The sequence below is a fragment of the Polaromonas hydrogenivorans genome (assembly GCF_040105105.1).
GTDB lineage: Bacteria > Pseudomonadota > Gammaproteobacteria > Burkholderiales > Burkholderiaceae_C > Polaromonas > Polaromonas hydrogenivorans.
On record NZ_CP157675.1, the window covers coordinates 3,876,087 to 3,888,670 of the forward strand.

Here is a 12,584-nt window from a genome sequence, read left to right on the forward strand (position 1 = left end):
CTATCAATTCAGGAGTTTTCTTGCCTGCGTGTTTTCCGCCAGCCAGCCATCCGGGCAGGCTTTGCCCCGCGTCAGCCCGCAACCCGGCAGCGGCAGCCGCCGCCTAAACCCCCAGCGTCGCCCCGCCATCCACCCGCAAGTCGTGCATCGTGATGTGCCGCGCCTCGTCGCCGAGCAGGAAAACGACCGCTGCGGCAATGTCCTGCGCGCTGGCGATGCGCCCCAGCGGAATGCCGGTGCGGTAGCCGGGCAAGGAGCCGTCCAGCACCTTCTGCACATCTTCGGGCGACGGGCAAAACGCCCTTTGCATGGCGGTGTCGGTCGAGCCGGGCGACACCACGTTGCAGCGGATGCCGTGCCCGGCCAGCTCCAGCCCCAGGCATTTGGTGAAGTGGCCCGCCGCCGCCTTCGACGCCGCATAGGCCGCCATCTGCAGGCGCGGAACGGCGGCGGCGTTGGAGCCGACGGTGACGATGGCGCCCTGCCTGCGCGGCAGCATGCGCCGCGCCACCGCCCTGGACAGATAAAACACGCCGTGCAGGTTCACCGCGAAGGTGGCGTCCCAGTCGTCGTCGCTCATGTCGCAGATGCTGCCCATGCGCAAAATGCCGGCCACGTTGACCAGCATGTCAACCGGCCCCAGCTCGGCTTCAATCTTTTCGACCACGGCATTGACCGCCTGGCTGGCGCGCAAATCGACCGGGTAGGGGTGAATGCCGTCAGGCTGCTGGCCGGCCAGCTGCGCCAGCGCGTCGGCCTGGATGTCCAGCGCCGCCACGCGCACGCCCCGGCGGCCGAGGGCCAGGGCGACGGCAGCGCCTATGCCTTGCGCCGCGCCGGTCACGATGGCTATTTTTCCGTTCATGCTTTTTTTCCTTTGAGCCGTTCGGCCAGTTCCTTGCCAATGCAAGCCATCGGCACCGGGTCGCTCATGCCGAAGTGGTTGCAGTTGAGTTCGACGCAATCGAGCTTGCCTTTCAAGTAAGGCAGCCACGACGAGGGCTGGGGCGCGTGGGCTTCGCGCTGCGCCGCATGAAACAGCAGCATGTCGCCTCGGTAGCAGGCCGTCTGGCTGGCCCGGAACAGCTGCATGCCGTGCAATGCGGCTTCGCCCAGTTGCCCGAGTGCCGCGCGGCCCAGCGGCGCCAGCGGGCTGCCGGGGCGCAGCAGGCGCTGGTAGATGGCGTCAGGCGTTTCGGCCTCCACTTCACCGGTCACGCTCAGCAAGGCGACCAGCGCGTCATGCAATGTGGGCGCTCTCCACGCTTCAAAGGCCGAGGCCGGATAGCTGTCCATCAGCGCGACAAGCTCAACCTGCTCGCCGATGGCCGAGAGTTTCACGGCAATGGCCTGTGCCAGCGCGCCGCCCAGCGACCATCCCAGCAGGCGGTAGGGGCCGCTGGCTTGCTGCTGGCGTATCCGCGCCAGGTAATCATCCACCAGCGCGTCAAAACTCCCGGGCAAGCCGGATTGAACCCCGGTCGCCTGCAGGCCGTAGATGGCGGTATCGGGCAAGTGGCGGGCCAGGCCCAGGTAGCACCACGACAGGCCCTCGGCCGGATGCAGGCAGAACAGCGCCGGATGACTGCCCCGCTGGATCGTCAGCAACGGTGCAAAGGCCTGGTCTTCGCCGGTGGGGGGCGGGCGATGTGCGGCCGGTGCGCTCAGCGCCTTGGCCAGCGCGTGAACCGTGGCGTGATTGAACAGCGCCGATACGGCGACTTCGCGTTTCAAAGCGCGGCCCAGCCGGCTTGAAACCTGAATGGCTTGCAGCGATTTGCCGCCCAGGTCAAAGAAATTCGCATGCACGCTGTCCGGCATCTCGCCCAGCACGTCATGCCAGACCTGCATGATCTGTTGCTCCAGCGCGGTGGCGCCGGGCAGCGGTGCGATTTCCCGCTGGCTGATCAGTCCCGCCAGATGCTGGCGGTCAATCTTGCCGTTGACATTGCGCGGCAGGCTGTCCAGAAAATGCCAGTGGTCGGGGATCGCGGCGGCAGGCAGGAGGTCGGCCAGCCGGCGGCGCAGCGGTTGCGGCGCCAGCGCTTCGGAACCCACCACAAAGGCCGCCAGTGCGTAACCCGCCGGCAAACGCGCAATAGCGACCACGGCGACTTCACGGATGGCCGGATCGGTCAGCAGCGCATTTTCAACTTCCGCCGGGTCGATGCGCAGGCCGCTGATCTTGACTTCATGGTCAAGGCGGCCCAGAAACACCAGTTGCCCGTCCTGCAGGCAGGCGCGGTCGCCGGTTCGATAGGCGCGCGGCGCATCAGGGCGCGAGTGCAGCGACACGAAGCGGCGTGCGGTCAAGGCTTCGTCATGGCGGTATCCAAGGGCCAGCGCCTCGCCGCAGATCAGCAGTTCGCCCGGTTTGCCTTGGGCTACCGGATAGAGATGCTCATCGACGACGAGCACCTCAACGCCGGGTCGCGGCAGGCCAATCGGCAGGGTGTCGCTGCCGTCCCAGACCGACCCCTTGCCGCTCAGGATGGCGCTTGTGGCGATGACCGATGCTTCAGTCGGTCCGTAGCTGTTGAGCAGGACACTGTCAGGCAGCAGGGATTGCCAGCGGCGGGCGCGTTCGGGCAGCGCGGCCTCGCCACCCACAATGGTCAGCCTGACCCGGCTCAATTGCGATGCCAGCGAGGGTTCGAGCGCATGCGCCAGTTCGTGCCAGTAGGCCGTTGGCAAATCCAGGATGGTGATTTGCGCTTTTTCGACAAAGCGGGTGAAAGCCGGGATCGAGTCAAGATGCGCGTCATTGCGCAGCACCAGCGTGGCGCCATGGCACAGCGCCAGAAAAATCTCTTCGATGCTGGCATCGAAGTGCAAGGGCGCGAATTGCAGGATGCGGTCGCTGGCGCTGATCTGGTAGAGCTGGCCGCTGCTGGCGACAAAATGCGCCAGCGCACCGTGCCCGACCAGCACCCCGTTGGGTTTTCCGGTCGAGCCCGAGGTGTACAGCAGATATGCCGGACGGCTGCCGCTCACGGCGCAGGGCGGCTGCGCTGGCGCATCAGGCGCTGGGGATTCGCAAGGCTGATCCATGTAAAGCGCTGGCAGCGTGCCGGTTTTGCCGGCCCAGCATGGCAGGGTAATGATCTGCTGCGGATCAGCATCGGCCAGCACCGTCTCAAGACGGCTGGAAGGGCCGAGCGGGTCCAGCGGCACATAACAGCCGCCCGCCCACAAGGTGGCCAGGATGGCGATGATCGCCTCCGGGCTGCGCGGCAGCAGGATCACCACGCGCTGCTGGGCGCCAAGCCCGCCGGCACCCAGGCGGGCGGCCAGTTGCCGCACTTTTTGCAGCAGCTCGGCGTAAGAGATGGCCCCGCCGTCAGACTCGATGGCGGGTTTGCCGGGCGAACTGGCTGCGGCATCGATCAGGCGCTCGATGACGGGCGTCACTGGCCCGGTCAGCGCCGGACCTTGAACCATGGACAGCGGCGGCAAGTCCTGCAGCAGCGGCGCCAGGCTGGCCTGCGCGGGATGCGCGGCCAGCGTGCGCAGCCATTGCAGCAGGCTTTGCTGCAGCGCCGCCAGGCGTTCTGCGCTGTAGGCGTTCGGGTTGGCCTCCATCAGCAGCCGCCATTCGGTATTGAGCACGGAAAGGCTGATGTTGAGGTCTTTGACCGGGCCGGCGCTGACCGGATGGATGGCGCTCTCAAGCCCTTCAAACGGTGCGTGCCGGTCAAACGGCATCAGGTTGACCGCCTGGTTGAAAAGATGCTTTTGAACCTCCATCAGGCCCAGATCGCCGCGTATCCAGCCGTAGCGGTAGTAAAGATGCGGCCGGATGCTGCGCAGGCTGCCCGCAAGCTGCGCGCTCAGGGCCTGCATGTCCTGATCAGGATCGACATAAACACTCATCGGGACGATATTCATCGCCATGCAGGGCACACCGAGCGCCGGCGTGCCCAGGCGGTTCATCACCGGCAGGCCAAAGGTGAGCTGGCGCTGGGCGGATTGTTTGGCCAGCCACAGGCCGATGGCCGCGAGCATCCAGCTGCCCCAATCCTGTCCGCAGCGCTGCGCAGCCTGCTGAAAGGCTTCGATGTCGCCCAGGCTCAATCGGCTGCCGTGGCGCGTGACTTCGTCCGAAAACGCCTGCGGCGCGGCGATGGTGGCCGGCGCGGGAACCTGCTGCAGGTGCCGGGTCCAGAAGGCCTTGTCTTGCTGGAATTTTCCGTTGGCCTTGTAGGTCTGTTCAGCCTGCAGCACTTTATCGAGTGACCAGTCCGCCAGCGGCGGCAGCGGCTCGCACCTGACCCGGGCGCTGTAGCGCGCGGCCACGGCCTGGCAGATCAGTCCGTAGCCAAATCCGTCCATCGCGATATGGTGAACCTGCAGATACCACAGCTGCTTTTCGTCGGCGACCTGCAGCAGCGCGCTGCGGTAAAGCGGGTCGCGCGTCGGGTCGCACAGAACGGACAGCGATTGCCTGATCCATTGCTGCGCGGCGGCCTCGGGGTCGGCCTCATGGCGAAAGTCATGGTGTGCCAGGGGCGCGACGCAGGGCGTTTGCGGCCATTGCCACAGGCCCTCGTCGTCGATTTGAAAACGCATATGCAGCGTGTGGCAATTGTTCAGCACGTCGGCCACGCTGGCGGACAGGGCCTCCAGGTTGAGCGCGCCGCGAAGCTCAATCACTTCCGCAGTCAGGTAGCTCGGGCTCTCCGGCGCCATCTGCTGGCCCATCCAGATTCCATACTGAGCTGAGCTGGCGGGCAAACGCGTTGAGGTTAGGGTCATGGTGGAAATTTCCGGGTTCGATCTTTAGCGCAGCAGTGCGGCGGAATCAGGGGCAAAGGCAAAGTCGATGACGCGCCTGGCGCCGTGCATCAGCATGTCGTGATGGTCGTGCGCAGGCAGGCCTTGAAACTTCACCTGCAAATCGGCCTGCCCCGCCTCGGCCAGGATCTGTGCAAAGCGCTTGGCGCTGTCCACCATGGTTCGGGCCTCCAGCCTCTTTTGAACGGCCGGCGACGCAAAGCTCGCCGGGTATTGCTCGTCCAGGCCCACCGTCAGCATGACCTGCGCGGGATGCTGGCTGAAATTCAGTGCTTCAAGGCGTTGCGGCAATTCCCTGAGGGTCTGGTGGTCGCCGAACCAGAGCGACGGACTCGCCGCCCAGTAGCGCTGGAAATACTGCGGCTGCGTGCTCAAGGTGTGCAGGGCGAACAAGCCGCCGTAGGAAAATCCGAACAGCGTGTGCTGCTGCGGATTCATAGCAAAATGCCGCGCCAGCAGCGGGCGCAGCTCCTGCGTGAGGAAGCGCAGAAAGGGGGCTGCGCCACCGTGCTGGCTGGAAAATGCATCGCCCGTCTTGGCTGTCGTTGGGGGCGTGTAATCAAGCGCTCGCGCGTTGACATCAATCGCCTCGCCGCTGGCATAGCCGATGGCAACGATCAGCCCGGCGGGCTCGTTGCCAATTTTTTCCCGCCATTGCGCGCTCTCGTTGGGCGCCGCTGGCCTGGGTCGGGCGACCTCCATGAAGGGGAAACTCGCCAGCCCGTCGAGCGCCCAGAGCACCGGGTAGCCCGTTGCCGAAGCGGCCTTGTGCGGCAATCCGATCAGAATCCGGTAGCGCTGGCCGGTGTTCGTCGAATCGATGTCGAAGCTGTAGCTGCGCGACAACTGCGCCGGCGCCCAGCTGGCGGGCAAGGGCGCCAGCGCTTCAGGAGTCAGCGGCTGCGAATAACCGGGATGGCTGACCTGCATGAAAACCCCACAAACCAGCAGACTCATCTTCATCATGGATAACAGGCGGTGGAACATGGGCGAAGCCTTTGCGGCATTTGGTGCTGTCATTTTTTTTCCTGCCGTGCGGCCGGTTTTCAAGCGCCGGCCGTGGGTGACGGCTCACGCCTGCAAAGCAGCGCCCACCACGCGGCCAGCGTGGGCTGCTCGGCCAGCGCCATGAAGGTGATGTCCAGGCCTGCGCGGCGCCAGTTTTCCAGCAGCGACATGATGCGGATCGAGTCCAGTCCCCAGTCGAGCAAGTTGTCTTCGTCCTGCAGTTCAGAGGCCGGGATTTTCAGGCTGCCGGCGATGAGGGATTTGAGTTCTGTCATCGAAGCGGGCAAGGCAGCCTGCAAGCCCGCGACCAGGGTTTGCGTCAATATCGTCAGCCCGCAGCGCTGGGCGACGTAGCGCAGCGCCATGTCATGCTCATGGGCGGAGAAATCGGCCAGCGCGTCGGCGACAAAGAAGGCCTGGATGTCATTCATGAACGCTTCGCACGCCGTCATCATGCAGCCGATGTGCGCGTAAATGCCGCAAATCATCAGCTGGTCGCGCGCCTGATTGCGCATCATTTCCAGCAGGCTGGATTTCTGGAAGGCGCTGTAACGCCATTTATCGAGCACGATGTCCTGCGGCTGGGGGGCCAGCGCTGCGACGATGTTTTTGCGCTGCGGCTGGGCCGTCAGGCCCGGTCCCCACATTGCCTGCAGCAGCCCCCGCTCGACGGGCGTTTGCTCGGGCAATTGCGCGGTGTACACCACCGGAATGCCCAGCGCGTGCGCCTTGTCGATCAGCCGGCGCGTATTGGCGATCAATTCCGGTATCGGCGCGCTGTTCCGGTCATAAAAATCCAGGAAATAGTCCTGCATGTCATGCACCAGCAGCACGGCCCGCCGGGCATTGGGCTGCCAGTTCACGCGGTTGTCCAGCGCCTGGACGGGCATCGGGTAGGAAGCTATTTTGGGTATGGCCATTGTTGAATTCATCCATTCATGGGTTGGTGCTTGCCGCTGCCAGGCGCGCCTCGATGTCTTGGCGCAGATGTTTCTTGCTGATTTTTCCGACGCCGGTCTTGGGAAACCGGGCCAGAAATTCGATCCGGTCGGGAATCTTGTAGGTCGCCAGACCGCGCTCGCGCAGAAAGCGGATCAGGTCAATGCCGCGCACGCTCTCGTCCTGGCGGATCACGAAGGCGCAGCTTTTTTCGCCCAGATACGCATCCGGCATGGCAACGATGGCGCAATCGACGACGCTTGCGTGCGCCAGCAGCTGATGCTCGACTTCCTCGGCGGAAATTTTTTCGCCGCCACGGTTGATCTGGTCCTTGGCACGGCCTTCGACGACCAGATTGCCATCCAAGCCAAGCCTGACCAGATCCCCCGTGCGATAAAAACCATCGCTGGTAAAGGCGCGTGCGTTGTGTTCTTCGGCCTGGTAATAGCCGTGAATCGTGTACGGCCCGCGCGTGAGCAAATGGCCGATTTCGCCAAGCGCCACGGGCTGGTCGTCGTCATCAACAATGCGGATTTCATCGTCGGGCGAGATCGGGCGCCCCTGGCTGTGCAGGATCACGTCGAGGGGGTCATCAAGGCGGGTGTAGTTCACCAGACCTTCGGCCATGCCAAACACCTGCTGCAGCGTGGCATCAAGCTCCTGCGTCACACGGCGCGCCATGTCGCTGCTGAAACGCGCCCCGCCGACCTGCACCACTTTGAGGCTGCGCAGATCGGGCTTCAGGCTTTTCACGGCATCGAGCCACACCGGAACCAGCGGCGGCACCAAGGCCGTGATGGTGACGCGCTCCCTGGCGATCCACGCCAGCGCCACCTCCGGACTGGGGTGGGCGCACATGACCACAGTGCCGCCGGCGTACAGCGTCCCCAACGATCCGGGCGAGCTGAGCGTGAAGTTGTGCCCGGCGGGAATGACGCTCAGATAGACGCTCTCGGCGCTGAGCTGGCAAATTTGCGCGCTGGCCCGGATGCTGTAGAGATAGTCATCGTGGGTGCGGGGAATCAGTTTTGGCGTTCCGGTGCTGCCGCCCGAGAGCTGAAAAAACGCCACATCGCCGGGCCGGGGCGGCGGCGGCAATTCACCTGCCAGCCGGGGCAAATCATCAAGCGAACGGTAGGCGCCCGGCTCGCCCAGAACCAGCACATGCCGCAGACTTGGCACGCCGGCTTTCACTTCGCCCGCCAGGCTGCGGTAATCAAATCCGGCATGCCTGTCGGCAATGACATAGGCAACCGCTTGCGTGTGCTGGAAAAAATGGCTGATTTCGAACCGGCGATGCGCTGGCAATGCAAAGACCGGCAAGGCGCCGAGCCTGAAGAGCGCGAAGATCACCGCAAAAAATTCAGCGCAATTGGGCAGTTGCACCACGACCCGGTCCTTGGCGCCTATGCCCAGGGCATGAAAGCCCGCTGCCATGCGCTCCACTTCGGCGCCCAGCGCCTGGTAGCTCCAGCGCCGGGTGTCGCTGACGATGGCCAGCCGCTCGCCGTGTTGTTCGATGCGCTCGTTCAGCACGCCAGGAAAGGTTTCGCCCCGCCAGTAGCCTTGGGCACGGTAGCGGGCTGCCAGCGCTTCGGGCCAGGGTGTGCAGTGTTCCAGCATCAGAGCACTCCTTCTGGCGCCAGGCCCAGGGCATTGAGCATGGTTCTGAATTTGGCTGCGGTTTCGGCAAGTTCACTTTCAGGCTCTGATTCGGCGACCACACCGGCCCCGGCAAACAGGCGCATGCTGCGGCCCTTCACCTTGGCGCAGCGCAGGGTCACGACCCATTCGCCGTTTCCCTGTGCATCGCACCAGCCCACCATGCCGGCATAAAAGCCCCTGTCGAACGCTTCGATCTGGCTGATCAGCTCAAACGCTTTCTCGTTCGGATAGCCGCAGACCGCCGGCGTGGGATGCAGGCTGGAAGCGAGCTGCAGCGAACTGGCCTGCGGATGCGCCAGTTCGCCCCGGATGTCGCTCGACAGATGCCACATCGCTTCCGTGTGGATCAGCGCTGGGCTCGCCGGCACGTCAAGCGTCCGGCAATAAGGCCGCAGCCCCCTGGCCACCGCATCGGCGACAACCTTGTGCTCATGCAGGTCTTTGGCGGATGTCAGCAAGGCCTGGCTGCGGCGGGCATCTTCCATGGCGTCCGTCGCCCGCGCCGCCGAGCCGGCCAGCGGATTGGAGCGCACCTGCAGGCCCCGGCGGCTGAGCAACAGTTCCGGGCTGGCGCCTATCAGCGTGCCCTGCCCCGTGCCCGCCAGATCAACGGCAAAGGTATAGCCGTGCGTATTGCGCCGGGCCAGGCGTTCGAGCAGGCATTGCACATCAATCGCCTCGGCTGCGGCCAGCTCCAGCGTGCGCGCAAGGACCACCTTGCTCAGCCGCTTGTTCCTGATGTTCTCGACCGCCTCGGCCACGCCGTCGGCGTAAACCTGCGGGGCCGGCTGGGGCGTGATGGTGAATGCGCCCGCTCGCGGCGAAACCGCTTCAGCCCGCCGGCTCAAGGGACCGGCGTACAGCACCTGCTGCGGAATGCACAGGCAGGCGGCTTGCCGGGCGTCAAACGGGATGGCGCCCACCACGATGGGGTTGGGGTGGCCCTGGTCCCTGGCTTTTTTCAGCACCGCATCCACCACCTGGCTGAGGGCGGCCAGATTCTTCGCCTGCGGCACCGTTGCATGCTGGCCTTGCGCCAGCAGCGTGTGCTCGGGCGTGGCAAAGAAAAACGGGTTCTCGCTGCGATACCCCGCCAACAGGTGCTCGGCTTGCGTGTCGATCAATCCTCTGCAAACGTCATTCATCTTGATTCCTTTGATGGTTGAATGAAAATCATTCCTGTTTAAAGGCAAGTTGAGCCATTCCCAGGCAGGGCGCTGTCAGGCCGCAGGCGGCCGGGTATGCATGTGGATTTTTCCGGCCAGCAGGATCGTCAGTCCGGTCAGGCCAATGGCCAGCCAGCCGGCGGCGCCATAGCCGCTGATGGTGCCAGCCGGCGTCTGGCTGATCATCAGCCCGCCCAGAAAAGCCGCCGCGCCGCAGGCCAGCTGCTGGACGGCTGAATTGAGCGACAGGAACGTGCCGCGCAGCGGCGGCTGCACCGCCGAGATGGTGATCGCCATGGCCGGTATCGCGCGGCCAAGCCCCAGCGTGAAAAACAGCGTGCTGCACAGCAGAACCCAGCCCAGCGCCATCGGCGGCATATGCGTTTGCATGAAGATGGGCGCCATCGACAGCAGCGCGATCAGCCGGTAGGTGCGCACCTTGCCCCAGCGGTCAGCCAGGCGGCCTATCCATCGCGCGCTGAAAAAACCAGCCATTCCGCCCAGGGCGTAAACCATGGGCAACTGCTGCGCGCTCAGGCCCACATTGCCGACGAGGTAGAGCGTGAGATAGGGGATCACGGTGAAGGTCGAAAACGCCCCCAGGGTCATGAACAGCATCGCCATCAAATGATTGCGGTCGCGCAACACCGCGCCAATGCCACCAAAAGACTGTCTCCAGCCGCGCCCGGCAGGGGCTGTCGGGCGCCTTGGCAAGGCCGGAACATGGCGCGCCGCCAGCCCCAGGAAAACCACGGCAATGGCCGCAATCGCCACGAAAGGCCACTGCCAGCCCAGCGCCGTGGCCAGCATCAGCGACGCTGGCACCCCCAGCACGGACGCCGCCGCCGTGGCCGACATCACCGCGCCACTGGCCTGGCCGCGCCGCTCGAAAGGAATCACGTCCCCGACGATGGTTTGCAGCAATGCCCCCAGCACGCCGCCAAAGACGCCCGCCAGTCCACGGGTCAGCAGCAGCGTCTGGTAGTCGGGCGCCATTGCGCACAGCAAGGTGGCCAGTGCGAACAGCGCAAACAGCGTGAGCAGCAAGCCTTTTCGTTCAAAAAAATCAACAAAGGTCGCGGCAAGCAGTCCGCTGGCCGCAGCGGCCAGCGTGTAGATCGACACCAGCAGCGCAAATTGCTGCGTGTCGATCTTCAGCGCCGCAATCAGGCTGGGGCCCAGCGGCATCATGATCATGAAGTCAAGGATGTGGGAAAACTGTATGCCTGCCAGCGTGAACACCAGCAGGCGCTCCTGCTTTTCCGCCAGTGGCAAGGGGTTCGCTGTCATGCTGGACGCCGTCATGTGATTTTCCCGTTTCATTCGTATTCAAAATTCACGCCGTCGGCCTGCAGGTGCATTTGCCTTGCGCTCTTGCCTTGCCAGGGAGCTGATCACCCACTCAATTGAGAATGATTTTCATTTAGAAGCGACGTGGCTAGTATGGCAACAATCGCCGGGGGTTTTATTTGCGGGAACAAGAAAGATGTTTGAGCCCGCCTCCCCGTCTGCCTCGTCTTCCAGAAGGTTTGGTGTGGGCCTGATTTCCGGTAACTACGTCAGCGTCCCCGATTTGCTCCTTCCCCCACTGGGGGAAGGCTGGGATGGGGGCTTGTCGCAGGGGGCGCTCAGGCCAGCAGCCCGGCCGCTATTTCCAGAGGCAGTCACGAACCCGGCAGCGGCTGCCCGGCCACCTCCGCCAGCCCCCATCCCCGCCTTCCCCCAGCGGGGGAAGGAGCCATGCGGGCTCGGGAGCATGTGGCGACCTGGGTGGTTACCGATTTTCATGCCAAAAATGCCTTTTGCGCATGCTACGTAGGCGCAAGAAGCTATCTAATTAATAGCATGAAACTGCCGGAGAACATCGGTATCGAGGGCGCCAGAAGCAGCAGCGCGGGTCACCAGCCCGGCCCGCCAGCTTCGATCAATGCCTGGAACTGCTTTAGCGCGGTGTCAGCGAGAAAAAGAAATCCAGCATGTGGAAATGGTCGTCATGGAACTGGTCTTCCAGGCTGGCCAGTTTTTCAATCGGAACCCACTCTGCGGATGCGGCATCGTCGGCGGCCCGGACTTCGGGCGGGCGGCGCGAACCCAGGTCAAACAGATGCGCATGGGTGATCACGCGGCCGCGCTGGCTGCGGTCGGGGTGGTCAAACACATGCACGGCCTTCAGCGCATGGTGCATGTCGCCTTCGAGCAATTGAAGACCTGTTTCTTCCATCAACTCGCGCAGGGCCGACTGGTACACGGTTTCGCGCTGCTCGATGAAGCCGCCCGGCACCGCCAGCAGGCCCTTGCCGGGCGCATAGCCGCGCCGGATCAGCAGCACGCAGCCGCCACACTGGACCACGGCATCGACCGTCACGAACACCGGCGGGTACGGCGAGCCGGCCCAGCGCGCTTTTTCCTGCCGCAGGTTGTCCCACTCCTGCGCAAGTTGCTGGAAATACGGCAGCGCCGCCCAGGCGCGCAGGAACGCCAGCGTGCTGGCGGGCGCCTGGCTGACCAGCGCGGCCAGCGTGGCATCGAGCGCGGTTCCGGCATTGCCAAAATAGGCGTCGCGCAAGGCGCTGGCGTCAATATTGCCCTGCAGCGGCAAGGCGTCCAGCGTCCAGCCCGGAAAGCCTTCGAGGTACTGGCTGGTGGCGTCCTTGAAATGCCCGACCAGGACAAAGGAAGTTCCGGCGGTCGCGCCCGCCAGCGCCAATACGCCCTGCCGGACGGCGCCCACCCAGCGCTCCTGGTCGTAATAGTCGCGCACCGGCAAAAACCGGACCCGGCTGCGGTCCGCCTCGGGCAGGGCCAGCCGGATCATTTCGGCGCGCTCCTGCCAGGTGAACGGGTTTTTGGGCGTTCGCGCCTGATGGGCCGAGCCGAGCGCGACGATGCACAGCGGCGCCGATGCCAGCGCCCTGCGCAGCAGCGCCAGCTGGCCATGGTGAAAGGTCTGGAAGCGGCCGATGCAGACCGAAACGTCGTAGTGTTGAGCAGCGATGGGTGTTGTCATGGGGA

8 protein-coding genes are annotated in these 12,584 nt (G+C 64.5%); all 8 read right to left on the minus strand.

Annotation, left to right across the window (positions count from 1 at the left end):
• Nucleotides 1-103: 103 nt before the first annotated feature.
• The 8 genes from ABLV49_RS18655 to ABLV49_RS18690 all read right to left on the minus strand — a co-directional run bounded on the left by ABLV49_RS18655 (nucleotide 104) and on the right by ABLV49_RS18690 (nucleotide 12,579).
• Complete coding sequence (locus ABLV49_RS18655) at nucleotides 104-865, minus strand: 2,3-dihydro-2,3-dihydroxybenzoate dehydrogenase (RefSeq protein WP_349278798.1); 762 nt, start codon at nucleotides 863-865, stop codon at nucleotides 104-106.
• Nucleotides 862-4,755, minus strand: a complete 3,894-nt coding sequence (locus tag ABLV49_RS18660; protein WP_349278800.1) for an amino acid adenylation domain-containing protein — start codon at nucleotides 4,753-4,755, stop codon at nucleotides 862-864. The genes ABLV49_RS18655 and ABLV49_RS18660 overlap by 4 nt, the downstream gene beginning before the upstream one ends.
• A 24-nt stretch (nucleotides 4,756-4,779) precedes the next feature.
• The gene (locus tag ABLV49_RS18665; RefSeq protein WP_349278802.1) at nucleotides 4,780-5,814 is read right to left on the minus strand and encodes an alpha/beta hydrolase; all 1,035 of its coding nucleotides are present in this window, start codon (nucleotides 5,812-5,814) and stop codon (nucleotides 4,780-4,782) included.
• A gap of 26 nt (nucleotides 5,815-5,840) precedes the next feature.
• Nucleotides 5,841-6,722: an isochorismatase family protein gene (locus ABLV49_RS18670; RefSeq protein WP_349278804.1), complete on the minus strand. Its 882-nt coding sequence runs from the start codon at nucleotides 6,720-6,722 to the stop codon at nucleotides 5,841-5,843.
• 16 nt (nucleotides 6,723-6,738) lie between these two features.
• Entirely contained in the window at nucleotides 6,739-8,364 is a 1,626-nt protein-coding gene (locus ABLV49_RS18675) for a (2,3-dihydroxybenzoyl)adenylate synthase (RefSeq protein WP_349278806.1), read from the minus strand.
• Entirely contained in the window at nucleotides 8,364-9,551 is a 1,188-nt protein-coding gene (gene dhbC / locus ABLV49_RS18680; protein WP_349278808.1) for an isochorismate synthase DhbC, read from the minus strand. The genes ABLV49_RS18675 and dhbC overlap by 1 nt, the downstream gene beginning before the upstream one ends.
• Before the next feature lie 75 nt (nucleotides 9,552-9,626).
• The gene (locus ABLV49_RS18685) at nucleotides 9,627-10,862 is read right to left on the minus strand and encodes an MFS transporter (RefSeq protein ID WP_349278810.1); all 1,236 of its coding nucleotides are present in this window, start codon (nucleotides 10,860-10,862) and stop codon (nucleotides 9,627-9,629) included.
• Nucleotides 10,863-11,514: 652 nt separating this feature from the next.
• The gene (locus ABLV49_RS18690; protein ID WP_349278812.1) at nucleotides 11,515-12,579 is read right to left on the minus strand and encodes a bifunctional nicotinamide-nucleotide adenylyltransferase/Nudix hydroxylase; all 1,065 of its coding nucleotides are present in this window, start codon (nucleotides 12,577-12,579) and stop codon (nucleotides 11,515-11,517) included.
• Nucleotides 12,580-12,584 lie beyond the last annotated feature (5 nt).

Bases quoted from the DNA above. Each gene is read 5' to 3' on its own strand.
- ABLV49_RS18655 (WP_349278798.1), bottom strand. From the start codon at position 865: ATGAACGGAAAAATAGCCATCGTGACCGGCGCGGCGCAAGGCATAGGC.
- ABLV49_RS18660 (WP_349278800.1), bottom strand. From the start codon at position 4,755: ATGACCCTAACCTCAACGCGTTTGCCCGCCAGCTCAGCTCAGTATGGA.
- ABLV49_RS18665 (WP_349278802.1), bottom strand. From the start codon at position 5,814: ATGACAGCACCAAATGCCGCAAAGGCTTCGCCCATGTTCCACCGCCTG.
- ABLV49_RS18670 (WP_349278804.1), bottom strand. From the start codon at position 6,722: ATGGCCATACCCAAAATAGCTTCCTACCCGATGCCCGTCCAGGCGCTG.
- ABLV49_RS18675 (WP_349278806.1), bottom strand. From the start codon at position 8,364: ATGCTGGAACACTGCACACCCTGGCCCGAAGCGCTGGCAGCCCGCTAC.
- dhbC (WP_349278808.1), bottom strand. From the start codon at position 9,551: ATGAATGACGTTTGCAGAGGATTGATCGACACGCAAGCCGAGCACCTG.
- ABLV49_RS18685 (WP_349278810.1), bottom strand. From the start codon at position 10,862: ATGACAGCGAACCCCTTGCCACTGGCGGAAAAGCAGGAGCGCCTGCTG.
- ABLV49_RS18690 (WP_349278812.1), bottom strand. From the start codon at position 12,579: ATGACAACACCCATCGCTGCTCAACACTACGACGTTTCGGTCTGCATC.